13 protein-coding genes are annotated in these 19,617 nt (G+C 55.2%); 11 read left to right on the top strand and 2 right to left on the bottom strand.

From position 1 onward, the window contains the following. Positions 1-8 precede the first annotated feature (8 nt). The 3 genes from Q669_RS07880 to Q669_RS07870 all read left to right on the top strand — a co-directional run bounded on the left by Q669_RS07880 (position 9) and on the right by Q669_RS07870 (position 3,437). A complete protein-coding gene (locus Q669_RS07880) occupies positions 9-1,199 on the top strand; it encodes an HlyD family secretion protein (RefSeq protein WP_198324799.1) in 1,191 nt (396 codons plus the stop codon). Continuing rightward, on the top strand, positions 1,192-2,823 hold the full coding sequence (locus Q669_RS07875; RefSeq protein ID WP_011784157.1) for a DHA2 family efflux MFS transporter permease subunit: 1,632 nt from the start codon (positions 1,192-1,194) through the stop codon (positions 2,821-2,823). Before Q669_RS07880 ends, Q669_RS07875 begins: the two co-directional genes overlap by 8 nt. Positions 2,824-3,041: 218 nt before the next feature. Continuing rightward, the gene (locus Q669_RS07870) at positions 3,042-3,437 is read left to right on the top strand and encodes an ectoine synthase (RefSeq protein ID WP_022991867.1); all 396 of its coding nucleotides are present in this window, start codon (positions 3,042-3,044) and stop codon (positions 3,435-3,437) included. Between the two features lie 107 nt (positions 3,438-3,544). Here the strand turns inward: Q669_RS07870 and Q669_RS07865 are convergent, their stop codons facing one another. Beyond that, on the bottom strand, positions 3,545-3,967 hold the full coding sequence (locus Q669_RS07865) for a TetR/AcrR family transcriptional regulator C-terminal domain-containing protein (RefSeq protein ID WP_022991866.1): 423 nt from the start codon (positions 3,965-3,967) through the stop codon (positions 3,545-3,547). 221 nt (positions 3,968-4,188) lie between these two features. On the opposite strand from Q669_RS07865, the gene aupA reads away from it, so the two are divergent. Further along, on the top strand, positions 4,189-5,529 hold the full coding sequence (gene aupA, locus Q669_RS07860) for an alkane uptake protein AupA (RefSeq protein ID WP_036149210.1): 1,341 nt from the start codon (positions 4,189-4,191) through the stop codon (positions 5,527-5,529). A gap of 11 nt (positions 5,530-5,540) precedes the next feature. After that, positions 5,541-8,732, top strand: a complete 3,192-nt coding sequence (locus Q669_RS07855) for an Ig-like domain-containing protein (protein WP_022991864.1) — start codon at positions 5,541-5,543, stop codon at positions 8,730-8,732. A gap of 131 nt (positions 8,733-8,863) precedes the next feature. Here Q669_RS07855 and Q669_RS07850 read toward each other — a convergent pair whose 3' ends face one another. Beyond that, positions 8,864-11,572 (bottom strand): helix-turn-helix transcriptional regulator, encoded by a 2,709-nt coding sequence (locus tag Q669_RS07850; RefSeq protein WP_227501068.1) that lies wholly within the window; start codon positions 11,570-11,572, stop codon positions 8,864-8,866. 154 nt (positions 11,573-11,726) lie between these two features. Here Q669_RS07850 and Q669_RS07845 point away from each other — a divergent pair, with 154 nt between their 5' ends. The 6 genes from Q669_RS07845 to Q669_RS07825 all read left to right on the top strand — a co-directional run bounded on the left by Q669_RS07845 (position 11,727) and on the right by Q669_RS07825 (position 19,297). Next, on the top strand, positions 11,727-12,947 hold the full coding sequence (locus Q669_RS07845) for an alkane 1-monooxygenase (RefSeq protein WP_022991862.1): 1,221 nt from the start codon (positions 11,727-11,729) through the stop codon (positions 12,945-12,947). A 137-nt stretch (positions 12,948-13,084) separates the two neighbouring features. Beyond that, positions 13,085-13,687 carry a rubredoxin gene (locus tag Q669_RS20090; protein ID WP_081699718.1) on the top strand — a complete coding sequence of 201 codons (603 nt, stop codon included), beginning with the start codon at positions 13,085-13,087 and terminating at the stop codon, positions 13,685-13,687. 42 nt (positions 13,688-13,729) lie between these two features. Beyond that, positions 13,730-15,184 carry an aldehyde dehydrogenase family protein gene (locus Q669_RS07840; RefSeq protein WP_022991860.1) on the top strand — a complete coding sequence of 485 codons (1,455 nt, stop codon included), beginning with the start codon at positions 13,730-13,732 and terminating at the stop codon, positions 15,182-15,184. Positions 15,185-15,211: 27 nt separating this feature from the next. Continuing rightward, positions 15,212-16,903, top strand: coding sequence for a GMC family oxidoreductase (locus tag Q669_RS07835; RefSeq protein ID WP_022991859.1), 1,692 nt, complete (start codon positions 15,212-15,214; stop codon positions 16,901-16,903). A 2-nt stretch (positions 16,904-16,905) separates the two neighbouring features. Then, positions 16,906-18,540 carry a long-chain-fatty-acid--CoA ligase gene (locus Q669_RS07830; protein WP_022991858.1) on the top strand — a complete coding sequence of 545 codons (1,635 nt, stop codon included), beginning with the start codon at positions 16,906-16,908 and terminating at the stop codon, positions 18,538-18,540. A gap of 85 nt (positions 18,541-18,625) precedes the next feature. Continuing rightward, complete coding sequence (locus Q669_RS07825; protein WP_022991857.1) at positions 18,626-19,297, top strand: OmpW/AlkL family protein; 672 nt, start codon at positions 18,626-18,628, stop codon at positions 19,295-19,297. Positions 19,298-19,617: the final 320 nt, after the last annotated feature.

Raw genomic sequence — 19,617 nt, 5'->3', positions numbered from 1 at the left:
GCTAGAGCGTGAACCAGCATATGACCCACCGGGAACACCAGGACGACGATCAGGAAACCGATCTACGCACCGCCCCCGACAAGAAGAGGGAGGCTGAGTCAGAGACGGCTTTACCTCCTGCCCGCCCTCGGCCATGGCGATGGTATGGCGCGATCCTGGCGACGCTGATCGTTCTCGGAGGTGGCGGCTGGTGGCTGTATCAGCAGCTCACCCATGTCGTTGTGACGGATGCCCGTGTCGCCGCCGACATTGTTGCCATGAGCAGCCGGGTTCCCGGTTGGGTGACGGTACTTGAAGTGACCGATGGCGATGCCGCGCAGAGAGGCAGGGTTTTGATCCGGATCGACGACCGGGAAAGCCGTCTCCGTGTCGAGGCGCTTGACGCGCAACTCGCCGGGATTGCCCGCCGCCGCGAGGAGATCGAAGCGCGCATCGCACTCACCGACCGTCAGACACAGAGCCGCATTACCGCCAAACAGGCAGCGGTGAGGGCGGCAGAGGCCAGGTTGGCAGCAGCGGCAGCGCAACTCGATCTTGCCAGACAGGAGAATGACCGGGCGGAGAAGCTGGCGCCGAGCGGTGCCATCAACCGTGCGCGCCTGGACCAGACGCGGGCGGCGCTGGAGACGGCAAAGCAGCAGACATTGAGCGCCCAGGCGGACCTGGAAAATGCCCGCGCCGCCCTGGCCGAGGCTGAAGCCGCGCGCGGGGAACTCACGGTGCTGCGCACCCAGCTCGCCGAACTCGGCCCGGAGGAGCAGCGGCTACGTGCACAAAAAGCCCAGGCCGAACTCGACCTGGAAGATCGCACCATCGTCATGCCATTCGACGGCGTGGTGGACCGGGTATTTGTGGACAAGGGCGAATATGTCACCCCCGGCCAACGCCTGCTGATGGTGCATGATCCCGAGCGGGTGCGTGTCGAAGCGAACGTCAAGGAGACCGACATCCGCTTCTTCCGGCCGGGAAAGAGCGTGATGATCACTGTCGATGCCCTGCCGGGGCGGCGCTTTGAGGGCAGGGTCACGCGCGTCGGGCAGTCCGCCACCAGCGAGTTCGCCCTGCTGCCCAACCCCAACCCGAGCGGCAATTTCACCAAGATCACCCAGCGCCTGCCAGTGCGCATCGCGGTGCAGCAGGACGGCGGCGAACTCAAGCCGGGTATGATGGTGGAGCTGGAGGCGAGAGCCGATGACTAGCGCGCCCCGGCCGGACAGTATCGAGGGGCTATTCGCCCGTTTCGGCCCGTCCTATCGCTGGCTGGTCACAGCGACGGTCATGATGGGCACGATCGCCACTATCCTGACCGCCACCATCGTCAATGTAGCCCTGCCGGATATCATGGGCGCTTTCGGCATGGGCCAGGACAAGGCGCAACTTCTCTCCACCGGCTTCCTCGCCGCGATGACCGGGACCATGCTGCTCAATGCCTGGATGGTCGATACCCTCGGCCAGCGCGCGACCTTTATGTTGGCGATAACCATCTTTATCGCCGCCTCCATCATGGGTGGGCTCGCCCCCGCCGAGGGCGTGCTGATCCTGGCCCGTGTTTTACAAGGCGGCGCGGCCGGCATCCTCCAGCCGCTCGCCATGCAGACGATCTTCCAGGTCTTTCCGCCGGAGAAACGCGGGTCGGCCATGGGAATTTACGGCATCGGCGTGGTGCTGGCCCCGGCGCTTGGCCCGACGCTTGGCGGCATCATGGTCGACAGCTTCAGCTGGCGCTATGTCTTCTTCATGGCCGTGCCCTTCTGCTTCATCGGCCTGTTTATGGCCGCGATCTTGATGCCGGGGCGCGCAACCTCCGGTCCGCCGCGCAAATTCGACTGGATCGGCTTTGGACTGATGACGGTGTTTCTCGTGACCCTGCTCAACGGGTTGTCGAACGGGCAGCGTGACGGCTGGATCTCCGACCCCATCCTGCGCGACTTCGCCATCGCCCTGGTCGCGGGCATCGGCTTCATCGTCTGGGAGCTGCGCACGTCCGCACCCATGCTCAATCTCAAGCTCTTCACGAACCGGGTCTATGCGGGCGCCTCCGTCGTGGCCTTCATTTTCGGAGCAGGCATCTTCGGTTCGACCTTCCTGATCCCGCTGTTCGTCCAGACGATCCAGGGCTACACGCCGACCCGCTCGGGCCTGCTGCTAATGCCGGCGGGGCTGATTCTGGCCCTGGTCTTCCCCATCGCGGGGCGGCTGACTGACAGGACACCCGCCTATGCCACGGTCATGTTTGGGCTTGTGATTTTCGCGTTGTCATCGTTTCTTATGAGCAACGTGGATACCAATACCTCGTTCTGGCTGTTCGCCTGGTGGATCATGCTGGGGCGTATCGGCCTTGGTTTCATCATGCCGAGCCTGAACGCCGGCGCCCTCAAGGCGCTCCCCATGACGCTACTCAGTCAGGGCTCCGGCGCCATCAACTTCGTGCGCCAACTCGGCGGGGCGTTTGGTGTCAACCTGCTCTCCATCGCTCTGGAGCGGCGATCTCAGCTCTACGTAGACAGCTTCACGGCGGCACAGCATGCAGGCAACAGTGCAACGACCGCTATGCTGCACGAAGTAACCGGCTTGTTTGCACAGGCTGGCGTGCCGGAGGCGATACGCCAGGCCGGGGCGATGAACTATCTTGGCCGCGTGATCTACAGCCAGGGCAACATGCTGGGGTACCGGGACAGCTTCTTTATCGTCGGCGCGATCTTCCTGGCCGCCCTTGTTCCGGCGCTGATGATGCGCCGGAGGTCCACGCCTCCGGCGCTGCCGGCCAGCGAGGCCATGCGTCACCCGCCATCGTCGCAGAACGCGATTCAGCAGAGTCGGTGACGCACGTGTCTAGGGGTCACCTCACGAAACGGAAAACAGCGTACGCTAAGCCTCTCGCGGCGTTCGAAGCGGCCACACCGGGCAATGACAGCCGGGAAGCGCTAGAGGGGTATGACCAGTGGCGGGAGGAAAGGGCCGCTTGAAATATATAGATGCCTAATGTTTATACTAGAAAGTTGTTTCACCCGATTCTGACCAACCAACCATGAGATACGCCCATGAAAATCGTTAAAGTTCAGGACATCATTGGTACCGAGCGTGAAGTCAGCGACAAGCAGTGGACCAGCCGCCGCCTGCTGCTCAAGAAGGACGAAATGGGATTTTCCTTCCACGAAACCATCATCAAGGCAGGCTCCGAGCACACTTTCTGGTACAAGCACCACCTGGAAGCCGTTTACTGCGTTGCCGGTAACGGGCGCATCAAGGACCTCGCCACGGGTGAAGTTCACGAGATTACCGACGGTACCCTCTACGCCCTGGACAACCACGACAAGCACACCCTGTACGGTGGCACCGAGGACATGCGCCTGATCTGCGCCTTCAACCCGCCGGTGACCGGCCAGGAAGTTCATGACGAGGACGGCGCCTACCTGCCGGACAGCAGCGATAACTGATCCGCCCTAATAGAGGGCGACTGATCTGACCGCTGGCACACCGCCAGCGCGACTGCTGGCGGTAGCGCTGTTGCTTTGGCTGGTACGTCCATGCCGGAGAATCCCGATTATGCCTGGACACCTTTATTGATGACACCGTCCATAGCGATCTGCCAGACCAAATCACCAATGGCGTCGAGTGACTGGGCCCCGTTCGGGTCGAACCAGGTTGCAACCCAGTTGAGCGCCCCAAGGCCGATCAGGCGAAGCAAACGGCCGTCAACATTCTTCCGGACCACGCCCTGCGCAATCATTGTTTCGAGGATACCGGCCCATAGGGACTCGTACTGGTCACGCAGTTCGATGATTTCCTTACTAGCCTCCGGGCCCAGCGCCCGCCATTCAAACAACAGCACGTAAACCGCATCCGAACCTAACAACAGGGCTCGCAGATGTGCGTTGATACAAAGACGCAAACGCTCAACCGGGTCGTCCGAGCTGGCGTAAGCCGACTCGACCTCTGCGGTAACCAGGTCGACTCCCCGGCGCATCAGCTCGACAAGCAGCGCTTCGGCAATCTACTTGAGCGACGTCCTTTCAAAACCTTTCTCACGAAAAAGCCTGGCTGCGTTAAAGACGATCTGTGGCGTCAAGAGGGCCAATGTTCCGAAAAAACAGTTTAAGTACGCTTTTTTGCTGAACAGCATCTGACCGCCTCAACAAGCGCTGTATAGATGTACTGACAACAATAACGAGAAAACGGAGCATATTAATGCCTAAGACTCCCCTTTTTACTAAGGGCCCTACCTCTTGCCTTGCAATCGCAATTCTGTCCGCTGGGGGTTCTTTTCCCACTCAGGCCAGCATGGGCAACATCGGCACCACCTACGGGGTAATGGCAGCCGACGTGGCTACAGCGCAATCCCTGTCTATGTTCAACGATCAGGTGTCTGCCACTTACTATAACCCGGCTTATCTGACAAAAGACCCCCGGGGAGAGCTGACCCTGGGCCTGCTTCATGCAGAACAGGAACTGAGAGTGGATGGCCCCCTGCGGGATGGCGACGTACTCGCCGACTCGCCGAGCCAGCATGTGCTGATCGGCATGAAAACAAATCTTACTTCCTTGACCCGTTTCAAGCACCCCATCTACTTTGGCTTCATCGCGGGAGTAGAGAAGTATGGCAAGGAACTGCTGGCCTTCGGTTCAAACACATCGGAAAGCGGCCAGTTCATGGAGTATGGCAAGGAACCCCTGTTCCTCAATATCGGTGGTGCCACCAATATCTGGCGAGGTATTGACGCCGGAATCTCGGCAAGAGTCACCCTCGAAGCCACGGCCGAGCTCGATACGATATCGAACCTGGCCGGTGAGACACGGCGTGAGCGCCTGTCAGTCAATGCCGAACCCTCTGTAAAGTCGATCCTCAGTACCTCCATCGACTGGGGCAAAACCTTCTGCTCTGAAAGCGGCTGTTGGTTGAGCGGCTGGGAAACGGCCCTGGCTTACCGCGCAAAATCATCGGCTTCCACCAGTGTCGACGCAAACGTCATTGTCGACCAGACGATTCCCGACCCGGGGCTTGCGCTTGCGGTCACCACGATCGACTCCTTTCAGCCGGAAACCTGGGTCATTGGTACCCAGTATCAGGGTGACGGCTGGCGTATCGGGGGCAGCGTAGAACAACAGAACTGGTCAGAACTGGAAGATGAATTTGCCAGCGACACCATCAAGGATCAGAACCGCCTCTCCCCTGCTGCCCGCATGCAGTTTGACGACACCCTGATTCCCCGTCTCGGTGGCGAGTTTATGCTGAACGATAACTTCAGTTTGCGTGCCGGCGTCGCCTATGAAGAATCCCCTCTGAAAACCACCCGAAACCCGGAAATCAACTACCTGGACACAGACAAGATTTCTGTCGGGCTTGGCTTAAGCGCCACATTCAACCGCACCCGTCTTCTGGCCTACCCCGTTCGCGTGGACCTTGGTTACCAGTACCAGAAGCTGCAAGAGCGTGATTTCACCATTGTCGACTTCAATGGCAATGAAGAAGACGTTACTGCAGACGGCGACATTCACGTGTTCAGCGGTTCGGTTACGCTGAAATTCTGAAGAGGTGCGGCATGAAAAAAACAACCATTGCATTGATTGTCACCACAGCACTCGCAGGCTGCGGGGGTAGCGGAGACAAGCAGACCGTTACCCGGGCTCCGACACCCGGATCGCTGACATTTACCTATCCGGCTGACAGTACGTCCCCCGGCGGCGATCAGCCCGGTGTCACGTCCACCGTCCCCACAACAGCACCGGTCTTCCTGCGCTTCAACAAGTCCATCGATACACCGCTGACTGACCTTCCCGATGTCCTGGTCCTGAAGGATGCCACCGGGAATGAGGTTACCCTCACCGACGTGATGTTCACTGGTGAAGACAAGATGGGGCTGGCGGCAAAGCCGGACAAGGCGCTTGCACCGGGAACCAGCTACACCCTGACCGCAGAGGGACTTCAGGTTGGCGGCGCACCAGTGTCCCTGACCGCGGACGGAATCAAATTCAAGACAGCACCGGCAACATCCGGCCCGCTTCTGAGCCAGACCGAAGGTACCGGATTTGAACTGGCGCGGACCATTCCGGACGGAGGGAGCGACTACCCCGTCACGGATTTCACGACATTCCGGCTTCAGTTTACCGAGCCCGTCGACCCGCAATCGGTGGTTTACGGCCAGACCATCCGCCTGACGGACCAGGCCGGTGAACCGGTGAATGCCGAAGTGTACGTCAAGGGCCACCGGGTCACGGTGGATCCGGAAGGCTACCTGGATCCGGCCCAGACCTATAACCTGACCGTGACCAGCGGCATAAAAAGCGCTCTGCTGGGTGACACCCTGTCCGAAGATCACACACTGACCTTCAACCCGGTCGACTCCCGCTCTCCGACGGGCAAGCGCCAGATCATGGCTCAGGTAGCTGAAAGCATACCGGGCCAATTGCCACTGACCGGTGCCGATTACAACTCGGTAAACCTGAGCTCCCTTCTTCTGGGCCCGAACAACCCGACCAGTGTCACCGGCACCGTGTTCGCGGAGCTGGGTTTTATTCCCAGGTTTGAAGCGGCCGGCCAGAGCATTCCCCTGAGGATCGACCGGGGCACCTTGCTCACCGGAAGCTCCGTGGTCGTCAAGGTCGCCGGCGCCGTGCCGGCCGGGTTCGAATCCGAAGCCGTCGAGGTTCGCTTTCTCTCGGATGCCAATGGTTTCCTGATGCCCAACCCCTATACCGATGCAGTGGATGCACCCCGGGTGCTCGAGCTCTACATCGATATGGCCCTGAATACCGGGAACACGGTTGCCAACGGCGCCCTTGGCCAACAGCTCATGCACGTGCAGCTCGTGGGCACCGCCATCGTCGAGGACGGCAAGCTGAGCATCGAAGCCGTTGGCGTTATTGAGCCGGACGTGATGGGCATTGACACGGCCTCAGGCCTGATCTCCTTCAAGCTGAACGGCTTCCGCAACGTCGAAGATGCCCCGCTACAGGCCGACTTTGCGGACACCGCAGCGCCCTTCATCAAGAGCTGGGTCCCCGGGGAACACTCCAACATACAGAGGCCTTCTGACCCTTTGATTGTCTATTTCTCGGAACCTCTCCTTCCGTCATCCATCAATCCGGACAATATCACCCTCATCGCCAATGACGGCACCACATCGGCAGAGGTTGCCTTTAAATCCCGGCTTGACGGTCCGGCTCTCGTTATCCGGCCAACCGAGCCGTTAACGCATGGCATCGATTATACCCTTACGATGGACGGCCTTGTTGACCTGTCGGGTAATCCGATGGCCAGCACAAGCCGTAATTTCAGGCTCGACCCAACGGCGGAGGTTCCGCCAGCTGACGTTGGTCCGATTGCCCTTACAACCCTTCCTGGTTACCCATGCGCCAAGACGGACCTGGATGCCCAGCCCGGAAAACAGGGGCGGTGTCTTGGTGGCATCACGAGCCAGACCCCTGCATCCACGAATTTTGGAGAGCGCCCGCTGGATGATTTGCTGCCCATAACGGAGCATCCGGCCAGCGAGCCTATCATCGTTCGCTTCTCGCAGGATATCGACCCGGACTCTGTTGTGGCCGGCGAAACGTTTGTTGTGGAAAAGCAGGACGAGAACGGCGAATGGAAACCATTTGAGGATTACAGCCTGCGCCTCCTCAACGGCCGTGAACTAAGAGCCGTACCGCTCGAAAGGTGGGAGCCAGGCACAAGCTACCGTTACGTGCTGACCGATGGTATTACCAATCAACAGGGTATCCCCCTGTACAGCAGGCTCCTGAGCCAGTACGCCGACCCGGGAAGGGATATCGCGGATCTTTCGTCAGGCGGACAACCGCTTGAGAACCGGTTTGTTGCCAGAGATACAGCCAGAACCTCCGTGCTTCTGCCGCTGAAAAACCTCCCGAGCAGGGATGTGAATGCTAATCTGAAGCTGGATCCGGAAGAGCCTGCAGCGATCAGCGGAATCCCTGAAAATTCCATGAAGCTTGCCATCACGGAGATCAGTAGCGGGGTGTTGGATAACGGGCAGATAGGTTGTGAAGTAGGCACCGAAGTTTGCGATGAGTTCAAGAAATTTATCTTTCTCACGGCAAACCTTGATGTTGAGATAGCGGGTGAACCAACCGTTGCCGAAGATGGCAGCATGCGAGTGCCCGTGAAGTTGCATCCTTCTGTGCTGCTTACCACACCCAGCGACATCTGGGTCAATCTGAGCAATCAGCTGCTGGCAGTACTTGCAACCAGCGATTTACAGACCTCTCAAAAGTTTGACACCGGGCCCCTCGCCTTGCGCATGCGTTACCAGGGCGAAAACCGCGATGGCCTGATTGATAGCGTAATTGTGCAGAAAGATGGCCAGCTGACCTTCGAGACCGAGCTGGATGTTTACCTTGATGCACCGTACCTGAACGTCAGGCTGAGCGGCTTGGCCAATACCCGCCTAGAGGATAATCTGCGCAGCTATCCGATTAACGGGCTGAAGCTCTCTGGCCCGATAACGTTCCTTGATGATGGGCGGATCGTTATTGAACAGCGAAACGTAGAGCCGATTGTGCTGTCAACCAGGCTCTTGGGGGAGGCAACGGTGGGCTTGCTTGAAGAGGAGTCTGCAATTTGTAGTATCGGAACAGGTCTTCTTTGCCGCCTATTGGGCGGGGTTGTTAATGGAGTAGTAAACTCAGTGATCGACGTAGATACTGAGCTCACAATACAAGTTGCACCGAATGAACTTCACCTCAGGTATGTGGCACCTTACACACAAAACTGATAAAACCCGATACAGGGCCAGTCTCCGGACTGGCCTTTTTTCCGTCGAAACCGGCAAACCGGATCACCCCGGGAAGATGCCCCCTGCCCATACCCCGGTCCTGCAACCAGCAGAGCACCGGTTACGTCTCACTATAGAAGTCCGCGCAGTCGCGCTTCAGTGACCGCCTGAACCCGGTTGGTTACTCCAAGTTCGCTGAAAATCTTCTTCAGATGCCATTTGACAGCATCCTCGGTCACAAGAAGCCGCTCAGCGATCGCTTTGTTGGTCATTCCGTTGCTTATGCACTTCAGTATGGAAATCTGCCTGACCGTGATGGCGGCGTCGGTATGTCCCGGTACCGGTGCAGCGCTGAGGTCGCCTGCCCGGACCTCGGGGTCCTTTGTAGTGGCAGCTTCAGCGGTGTCCGGCAGATCATCAAAAAGATTCCGGGCAATGGGACTCAGGGAAAGCAGCGTTTCTTTTATCCACAGCGGTGTAAAGTGGCAATTCAGATGCTCCGCATGCAGGTTGGCATCAAGCATCATGCGCTTCGCCGGTTTTGAGGAACCGAGGGCAAAGGCTGCCAGGGCCTGGCAATACTGAGCGGCGACCCTGGTTCTGGCATCTGAGATGGCACTGGCAGCCTGAAGCGCCTCTCTGGCATAGTTCCCGGCCACACCAAACTGCTTCCCAAGCCTTAGCCTGTACATTGAGCGCACTAAAGCAATGTGCGCCTGAATGGCCCGGTTTTGATTCGGCGTAAATGTCAGCTCGGATTCATCGGGAAGTATCGGTGGCTCCAATTCCTCGTTGTTCAGGAGAGTGAACTCAGCCAGCTGAACTTTCGTCAGGATATTGAGGCGCGGGAGCTCGCGCTCGCTGGCGGCCAGGCGGGCTTGCTCCAACAGGGCCATGGCTCTGTCCCGGAATCCCTGGTGGTACAGCAAACGGCTGCAGGTCTGTGTACATCCCCACAGAATGTCGGTAACGCCATAATTCAAGGCGAAATCAAAGGATGCCTGTGCAGATTCCGGGGAAACCAGGTGATGATCCTGTTCGAGCAGGATTTGTAACTCAAGAACACCAAGCATCTTGCTTAAAAAGCTTTTTGGTACGCCAATCTTTTCTGCGGTTTTATTCGCCTGACGCAACAGGTGCATTGCCCGGACCATGTCGCCTTTGAACAATTCTGTCTGAATTTCCGCCGTTTTAAGCCAGATAAACGCGTAGAATTGATTGGATGACTGATTGGCCACAGCCGCCTTGTGCAATAATTCTTCTAACTCTTCAAAGCGGCGGTCGCTGGAGGCAATGAATGCCTGGCATGTAAGGGCCGCGCCTTTACCCACCAGGTTGCGATCGCCAAAGGCGTCAATCCACTTTTCACAGAGCGCCTGACTCTCCGGCAATTCATCGTGTGTGGCTTTACCTATTGCCTTAACCAGTTCCCGCCAGCCTTCCTCATCAAGGTTGCCCAGCCCCCTGGAAATCGGATGGTCCGAACTGGCCAGCATTTCCTCTGCCTGCCGCGCCTGCTGGCTGAAATACAGGGTCCAGGCATATCCTATGCCTAAGGAAGCGATTTTTTTTATCGTGCGGACCGGCACCTTTTCAAACCATGTGCGAAGCACTTCAATTTCACCTTGCCGGAGCGCCACATCCAGAATAATGCTGTCACTGACCACGCGCGCCCAGCGATGGTCACTGGCTTCCAGGGCGACGTTGATTGAATGGAGGTACTCTCCCCTGCGCCAATGCCAGAAGGCAACGCGTTTCAGCACATACGAACGGCGCTCCCGTTGAGTGGCGCTAAACACACTGCGCAAATACTCTCTCAGCACAGGGTGCATGGTCAGGTGCTTGCCGGAGGCGGCGGTGGGGGCTAAAAGTGCAAATTTTTCGTTAAGAAACGAAATTTCCTGATCAGCCTGTTGCGTTTTATAGACATAGTCATAGCATTCAGCGCTGATCTCCTCGAGCATCGCTGCGTTGCAAACAAACCTTCGCGCATTATCGGGTAGCACGGACAAGAGATTGTCTCTGAAATACGAGCGGGTTTCCGGCCAGGATTCGGGAGGCAGGTCCGGGTTCGGGGTTTGGCGCATCAGTCTGACGAGTGCGGGCCATCCGCCCGTGGCTTGTATCATGTTGCCTGCTTCGAGGCCATCTATACCCGTTACCTCACCAAGCTCCTCCAGCTCCTCTTCTGTAAAGGCAAGCTCATCAGCACCATAGGTCACAACACCCGTCATCAGCGACAAACGCGGCAATGCCCCGGCGCTGCCGGGCGCAATAAAAAATTTTACATTGTCCGGTGTTTCACAGATCAGATCCTCAATCAGATCCCCGTTATCCGCCCCTTCACCGGGCCCGTCAAGGCAAATTCTTATGGTCTTTCTTGCATTGAACAAGGCGTCCCGAAGCGCTTCGATGGTGTCAGTGTCACTTTTCAGCGCTTCCCGGGATTCAGGTCCTTCAATCTGGTATAAAACCAACGCCGCAAACAGGCTGTCAGTGACTTCGCGCGGGTCCGGGTACGATCGTCTATTGATATAGACGGCACTCTCGTGTTCCGGATCGCGGATGTTCGCTGCCAGGGCTACCTGTACAGATTTTCCGTAGCCCGGCGGAGCCCGGTACAGAACGACTTTTGCTCCAGGCACCGCGGAAGCACTCAGGCGCTGGCGGTCTGTACAGCCTTGAGTGATGAAACGCTGACGACCCCACATCCGGGCGGACATCTTTCTGCACCAATCTTCCAGGCTATGGCGTGTCATGACAGTCAAGTCTCCTGCTTTGCCGCCCCGGAACGCGAGCGCGCCAGGGCATGACGTATATCGACCGTTATCCGGCGCCAAACCTACCCGTTCGGGTAGTTGTTTGACCCCAACTTATAGCCAATCCTGTAACTGCGTACAACCGGCCCGCTCATCTGAGTGGCCCGTTGTGCGCGATGCAAAACAATACAATATGTAAAAAGATGATGAATCTAATAACAATAAGGTGATCCTCATGTCAATGTCAGAAAATGTACTAACAGAGTCCCTTCAAAGGGACCCTGGTGCCGAAAACTATGTGGACAGAAAGCGCCACCTGTGGATCCTTTCTGTGCTGTGGCCAGCAACACCCCTTATCAGCCTTTATCTGGTCGCCCAGACCGGATGGAGCATCTGGTACGGATTGGTGTTGATCCTTTGGTATGGCGCAGTTCCCTTGCTTGATGCCATGTTCGGAGAAGATTTTTCCAACCCCCCCGAGTCGGCTGTGCCCCGGCTTGAGCAGGACCGTTACTATCGGGTGCTGACCTACCTGACCGTGCCCGTTCACTACGCATCTCTGATTGTCAGTTGCTGGTGGGTGGCCACGCATCCAATGAATGTTTTCGAGTTTCTGGCATTGGCCCTTTCCATGGGAATCATCAATGGCCTGGCTCTGAACACAGGCCACGAACTTGGCCATAAAAAAGAAACGTTTGACCGTTGGATGGCGAAGCTTGTCCTCGCCGTGGTCGGATATGGTCATTTCTTCATTGAGCACAATAAGGGGCATCACCGTGATGTGGCAACGCCGATGGACCCGGCGACATCCCGCATGGGTGAGTCCATTTACGCATTCTCACTGCGTGAAATTCCCGGTGCTTTCAAGCGGGCATGGGATTTAGAGGAACAGCGCCTCAGCCGTTGTGGAAAAAGTGTCTGGAGCCTGGAGAACGAAGTGCTTCAGCCGATGATTCTGACGGTCGTGCTGTATGCCGCATTGCTGGCGTTTTTTGGCCCGTTAATGCTGATCTTTTTGCCCATTCAAATGGCCTTTGGCTGGTGGCAGCTGACCAGCGCCAACTATATTGAGCATTATGGCCTGCTGCGGAAGAAGATGTCGGATGGACGTTATGAGCGTCAACAACCGCACCACTCATGGAACTCAAACCATATTATGTCGAACCTGATTCTGTTTCATTTGCAACGACATTCCGACCATCACGCCCATCCTACAAGGTCCTATCAATCGCTTCGCGACTTCAAAGACCTGCCTTCCTTACCATCGGGATATCCCGGAATGTTCCTGGTCGCAATGTTTCCCTCATGGTTTCGGTCGATCATGGATCACCGGGTGGTGGAATGGGCGAAAGGAGATCTCGACAAGATTCAGATCCAGCCCGGCAAGCGTGAGTACTATGAGCATAAATTTGGTGTGACGGGCCATCAACAGGCCAATACCGCAGCTGCTAAATGAGCGGGTAGCTGGGGTTATATACCTCGTTTACGTTACTTACGTTGTAGATAAAGGAGCGTGTCTGACGTGCACCTGAAAAGGTGCGCGTCGGGCGCTACCAAAACAAAGACAACAAGATCGTTTGAAAGGTGTTTTAAATGGCTAAATATCAATGCCCGGATTGTGGCTATGTATACGATGAAGTGGCTGGTGATCCGCACGAAGGCTTTCCTCCAGGGACGACATGGAAAAACATTCCCGAAGACTGGGCTTGCCCGGACTGCGCAGTAAGAGATAAAGTTGACTTTGTAGCGCTCGGGGGATCCGGTTCCGAACCTTCGGCACCCGAATCCGACACGTCAGCGGCCCGTCCTGCGGGCGAGACCGGCACCGGGGGGGCATCCCGGAAAGCAACGGAGGCATCTACGCCTTCAGCTAAGAATAAAACAAAGCCTGAGGCGAAATCCAAGCCTGCCTCTTCAAAATCCTCCAAAGACTCGCCTTCAGCTAAGAATAAAACAAAGCCTGAGGCGAAATCCAAGCCTGCCTCTTCAAAATCCTCCAAAGACTCGCCGGGTGATGCCCCCTATCGGAAATGGATCTGCGTTACTTGCGGCCATATCTATGATGAAGCTCTTGGAGATGAAACCGAGGGATTCCCGCCCGGCACACGTTTTGAGGATATTCCGGACGATTGGTGCTGTCCGGACTGTGGTGCCGCAAAAGAGGACTATGTCCTCTATGAAGAAGAAAACCTCTGATCGAAAATAATCATAATTCCGTTTAGCAAGAGGTAATTTATAATGCAGACTGCCAGCCTGGTTGAGGTCGGGGCCACCAACAGGTCAACCACCGATACAATTGAAGCAACTTTCACGGCCATGCAGCAGGCACAGCTTGCACGCCGCGGCAGTTTTACCCTGGAGGCTCGAATAGCGCAGCTCGACCAACTGCGGGATTCGATTAAACGCCACGAACCAAAAATTATTGCGGCGTGCGCGGCAGACTTTCGGAAACCCGCTCCCGAAGTCAAATTAACCGAAGTTCTGCCGGTGCTTCAGGAAATTCGACACACTAAAAAACACTTGCGTAAATGGATGCGTCCGAAGCGGGTGGCTGCCTCCGTTGGCGTTCTGGGTACGAAATCTTATGTTCGGCCAGAACCAAAGGGGGTGTGCCTGATCATTGCACCGTGGAATTATCCGCTCAATCTCGCGCTGGGACCTCTGGTCTCGGCGTTGGCTGCAGGAAACGGTGCGATCATCAAACCCTCGGAAATGACACCCCATACCTCAAAGGTGATCGCTGATATTGTCGCCGAAACCTTCTCTCCTGACCTGGTTTCCGTGGTTGAGGGGGATGCTGCGGTAGCGCAGAAACTGTTGACCTTGCCCTTCGACCACATATTCTTCACTGGTAGCCCTGCGGTAGGCAAGCTGGTCATGGAGGCTGCTGCCAGGAACCTTTCCTCAGTGACACTGGAGCTGGGCGGGAAATCCCCGACCATCGTAGGCCCGGATGCCAACATAAAGAAGGCTGCCAGATATATTGTCTGGGGGAAGTTTGCCAATAACGGCCAGACCTGCATCGCTCCAGACCACGTTTTTGTACACAGAAGTATCGCAGACCAATTCAATGAAGCACTTAAAAAGCAAATCGGGCGCACCTACGGAAAAACACCGGAAGCTCAAAAATCGACGGCTGACTATTGCCGGATTGTAAATGCCCGTCATTTCCAGCGCGTATCAAACATTATAGATGATGCCAAAAGCAAAGGCGCAAAAGTCTTTGAAGGTGGCGTTACAGATGCTGAAGAAAATTTTATTGCTCCGACGTTGATTGCAAATGTATCCAGCGACATGGATATCTCACGTGAGGAGTTATTCGGCCCGATATTACCGGTTATTGAGTTCGATGATATTGATTCGGTTATCAATAAAATAAATGATAACCCCAAGCCGCTGGCGCTTTACGTATTCGACAAAAACAAGTCTTTTGCCAGGAGTATTATCGAACGAACAAGTTCCGGCGCTGTAGGAGTCAACCTTACAGTTGTGCATTTTCTACATCCGGGCCTGCCGTTTGGTGGAGTTAATAATTCCGGGATAGGGGCGGCACACGGTGAATACGGTTTCCGCGCTTTTTCCCATGAAAAGGCGCTGATGGAGGATAAGCATTCTCTCATCCACCTGCTTTTTCCTCCCTATACACGCTGGGTCCGGCGGCTCATAGATGCTGCTGTTCGTATTCTGGGCTGAGCATAATCCAATAACAAGAGAGTCACTATGTACGATTACATTATTGTTGGCGCCGGGTCGGCTGGCTGTGTATTGGCTAACCGACTGACTGCCGATCCCTCGAAGCGAGTAGCGTTACTTGAAGCAGGGCCAAAGGATAAGAGCCCGCTCATACATATGCCTGTGGGTATTGCACTTCTTGCCAATAGCAAGCAGGTGAACTGGGCCTTCGAAACCGAGCCTCAGGAACATCTCAAGGGGCGCCGTCTGTTCTGGCCCCGGGGTAAAACTCTTGGCGGCTCCTCCTCCATCAACGCCATGGTCTACATCCGGGGCCACAAAGCCGATTATGAACACTGGGGTCAGGCTGCCGGAACCGACCTTTGGGGATGGGACCGCGCATTAACATTGTTTCGCCGACTGGAAGATAACGAACGTTTCGGACCGGATGCTTACCACGGCAAGGGCGGTGAACTCAGCGTAAGCGATCTGAGATCGGTCAATCCGTTAAGTCGGGATTTTGTTCGCGCCGCTTCCCATGTGGATGTCCCGGTGAACACGGATTTCAATGGCGAAACGCAAGAGGGACTGGGCCTCTACCAGGTGACACAAAAAAATGGTCGGCGCTGGAGTTCGGCGCAGGCGTTTCTGCGTGGCGCAGAGAAACGGCCTAACCTCGATGTGCTAACGGACGCTCGGGTAACCCGGGTGGTAATGGACGGTAAGCGGGCAGTCGGCGTGACACTGAACCAGGGGGGCGAATATCGCCAGCTTAGACTCAATAACGGCGGTGAAGTCATATTGTCTGGTGGTGCGGTTAATTCACCACAACTACTTATGCTTTCGGGAATCGGTGATAGCGAAGAGCTTCGGAAACACGGAATCCCTCTGGTCCATCACCTTCCTGAGGTGGGCAAGAATCTGGTCGATCATTTGGATATTACGCTGATGCACGCGGCGAACTCACGTTTGCCTATTGGTGTTGCCCCCAGCTTCCTGCTTCGGGGAGTGAGCGCACTTTTTTCCTATATTTTTGCGCGACGCGGGTTTCTCACCAGTAATGTAGCCGAGGCAGGAGGCTTTGTTAAATCCAGCCCTTCGTGTGAACGACCGAATGTGCAATTCCATTTTTTGCCAACTTTTTTGAAGGATCATGGGCGAAAAGTGATGACCGGGTATGGCTACACCTTACACATTTGCGATCTGCTGCCCAAAAGCCGGGGTTTTATTGGACTGAAAAGCCCTGATCCATTAGCCGATCCGTTGATTCAGCCCAATTATCTGAGTGACCCCGAAGACATCAAGACAATGATTTCCGCCGTTAAATTCGGGCGACGAGTACTCGCGGCACCGACAATGGCTTTGCATAGTAAGCGAGAAGTCATGCCCGGAAACTCTGTGTCCTCGGACGATCAGATTGCGGACTTCATCCGGGAAAATGCAGAGACTATCTACCACCCCGTTGGCACCTGCCGTATGGGCGTGGATCCGGAGTCAGTCGTTGATCCAGAGTTGAAAGTCAGAGGCATTGAAGGGCTTAGAGTCGTCGATGCTTCGATAATGCCCAGTTTGGTTGCCGGTAACACCAACGCACCCACCATGATGATTGCCGAAAATGCAGCCGACATCCTCCTGGGAAATGTCACGGTTCAGGCTCGGGTTATGACGCCCACGCCCACCGCGGACACTACTGACGCCAACTATTCCGTCCCACGAGCAGTAGAAATGGAGAGGAGATAAACGTGCTTGGCCAAATGATGAACATGGAGCTCACCGTGAATTCCTTGATCGACCATGCTGCTCGCTACCATGGAGACGCTGAGATTGTGTCGATAGGAACGGATGGAAATCCCAGTCGATCTGACTGGGCAACTGTTTCGGAGCGGTCGCGACAACTTGCGTCAGCGCTTCGAACGGCAGGCTATGTCCAGGGGGATCGGTGCGCGACCATTTGTTGGAATAACGTGGGGCACCTGGAATGTTATCTTGGCATCTCTGGTGGCGGGATGGTGTGTCACACCATTAACCCGCGACTGTTTCCAGAACAACTCGTTTACGTTATCAACAATGCTCAAGACAAAGTCATATTCTTTGACAAAACGTTCCTTACCATTGTTTCAAATATCCGTGACCGACTGGAGACGGTTGAGGAATTTGTATTGATGTCCGAACCGGACGAAGAAATTGCAGCGCAATTTCCAGGATTGTTGTTTTATGAAGAGTTTCTCCAGCGAGGAACGCCTAACGCGAATTGGCCTGAAATCGCCGAAAACCAGGCTTCAAGCCTCTGCTATACATCGGGCACCACTGGAAATCCCAAAGGGGTGCTCTATTCACACCGCTCCACCGTTCTGCACGCGCTGGTAGCTGCTCAACCTGACGCACTGAATTTATCGGCACGGGACGTGGTGATGCCGGTTGTTCCTATGTTTCACGTAAATGCGTGGGGGGTACCCTACATTACGGCGATGGTTGGAGCCAAACTGGTGTTGCCTGGTCCTGGCCTGGATGGGCAAAGTTTGGTCAAGCTGATCGATTCAGAAAGCGTAACGATTGCGCTGGGTGTGCCTACGATTTGGCAGGGACTTCTCTCGGCTTTGGACGAGCTTGGCTCCTCGGCACAGTCGCTTAAACGGACGGTGATAGGGGGTAGCGCTTGTCCGCCCTCAATGATGTCGGAGTTTCGTGGTAAGTATGGCGTAGAAGTTGTCCATGCATGGGGAATGACAGAAACATCACCGATCGGAACCGTCAACGCACTGCTGTCGAAACACAATACTCTTTCGGAGGAAGGAAGAAACAAAATCCGTGAAAGCCAGGGACGGCCTCCCTACGGGGTGCAGCTCAAAATTGTAGGAGAAGACGGTCATCAACTGCCCGAAGATGGCATTGCTCAGGGAAATCTCCGCATCCGTGGTCATTGGGTGGTAGCCGATTACTTCGGTGTTGAACCAAATCAGACTCTTGAGGAAGACGGTTGGTTCGAGACAGGTGATGTTGCTTCGATCAATGATGATGGATTTATGACAATACGTGACCGCTCAAAAGATATTATTAAATCTGGTGGTGAATGGATATCTACAGTCGAATTGGAGGGAATCGCAATGGGCCATTCTGCCATCAATGAAGCTGCCGTAGTGGCGGCCTCCCATGATAAATGGGACGAACGACCGATCCTGTTGGCAGTAAAAATACCCGACGCAAATATTACGGAGGAGGAACTTCTTGCTCATTATCAGGGGAAAGTCGCCAAGTGGCAGATCCCGGATCGCGCGATCTTTGTGGAAGCATTGCCACGCAATGCCACTGGGAAAGTATTAAAAAACAAGTTGCGCTCTGAATATGGGGAAGTGTTAGTCAATAAACCGGCAAGCTAGCATCAATGAGTGGCATTTGTGTTACGAAAAATTGCAGTTTTACCTAAAGCCAATTTGTTTTAATACCAAAAAGGATAATAAAAAAATGAAACCTAAAATAATTAGTAAAGTCTCGTTAGTGGCGTTCCTTTTACTTTCACTTGCTGCGAGCCTGGCCAACGCTCAATCTGAGCCGGTTTACAGTAGAGGCGACTGGGTGGTTGGACTGAATGCCACTAGAGTTTTAACCGATGAAGATTTGCGATCAGCCTCTGCGGGGGGTGCCCCCGTTCCAAATTCCAACCTGTCTATTAACAACGATACGACCGTTTCATTCGACGTGTCGTATTTTCTGAGTAATCAGCTGGCATTTAACATTTTTGGCGGCATTCCCGCTAGTGCGGACCTCCAGGGCGAAGAGTCTCTCTCCGGTCTTTTTCTTGGTCAAACAGATTATGGTCCGGTAATTCTTTCGCTTCAGTATCATGTCTTAACGGGTAGCAACTTCTCTCCGTACTTTGGAGCGGGTGTAGGACGGATTCTCTTTTTAGATGAGAAGGATCGCGCACTAACCGACTTCGACGTCGAAGATACATGGGCCCCTGCGGTTCAGGCTGGTTTTCGCTGGAGGATACACAATAACTGGTCGGCAAATTTTGACGTTAGATATGCACCCTTCGAGGCGGATATCACCGGTAACCTGGGCCCGGCCCCTGTTCAGGCAAAAATGGAAGTGGACCCCACTATCGTGAGCATCGGTGTTGCATATCGCTTTTAAATGCCAAGTATACCAACCGTCTGCATTTGCTGGTCGCTTTCAGCAACCTGCTGATTGATAAAAAACCTGCAGCGTAAGACCAATGCGCCCCTTTTCCGCCAAGATTGCGGAAAAGGGGCAAAAACCAGCGGTTATTCAGATCTTCCTTAGGTATATAGCCCCAGCCTTATGCATCATTTAAAGGTCTCGTATCGTTTAGTCGAGTAGTATATAGCCATCAGGACTGCGTATTCCAGACCAAGGTTGCCACTGATTCCAGACGAAGCCTGCCACCCATTCCACGCGAAAGCTGCCACTGATTCCACGGCAAAGCTGCCACC

Source organism: Marinobacter sp. C1S70 (genome assembly GCF_000475355.1).
GTDB lineage: Bacteria > Pseudomonadota > Gammaproteobacteria > Pseudomonadales > Oleiphilaceae > Marinobacter > Marinobacter nauticus.
This window is presented reverse-complemented; position numbering and strand designations above follow the sequence as displayed.

Coding starts and splice junctions, on each gene's coding strand:
- Q669_RS07835 (WP_022991859.1), top strand. CDS start 15,212: ATGTACGATTACATTATTGTTGGCGCCGGGTCGGCTGGCTGTGTATTG.
- Q669_RS07845 (WP_022991862.1), top strand. CDS start 11,727: ATGTCAATGTCAGAAAATGTACTAACAGAGTCCCTTCAAAGGGACCCT.
- Q669_RS07870 (WP_022991867.1), top strand. CDS start 3,042: ATGAAAATCGTTAAAGTTCAGGACATCATTGGTACCGAGCGTGAAGTC.
- Q669_RS20090 (WP_081699718.1), top strand. CDS start 13,085: ATGGCTAAATATCAATGCCCGGATTGTGGCTATGTATACGATGAAGTG.
- Q669_RS07865 (WP_022991866.1), bottom strand. CDS start 3,967: ATGCGCCGGGGAGTCGACCTGGTTACCGCAGAGGTCGAGTCGGCTTAC.
- aupA (WP_036149210.1), top strand. CDS start 4,189: ATGCCTAAGACTCCCCTTTTTACTAAGGGCCCTACCTCTTGCCTTGCA.
- Q669_RS07840 (WP_022991860.1), top strand. CDS start 13,730: ATGCAGACTGCCAGCCTGGTTGAGGTCGGGGCCACCAACAGGTCAACC.
- Q669_RS07875 (WP_011784157.1), top strand. CDS start 1,192: ATGACTAGCGCGCCCCGGCCGGACAGTATCGAGGGGCTATTCGCCCGT.
- Q669_RS07855 (WP_022991864.1), top strand. CDS start 5,541: ATGAAAAAAACAACCATTGCATTGATTGTCACCACAGCACTCGCAGGC.
- Q669_RS07825 (WP_022991857.1), top strand. CDS start 18,626: ATGAAACCTAAAATAATTAGTAAAGTCTCGTTAGTGGCGTTCCTTTTA.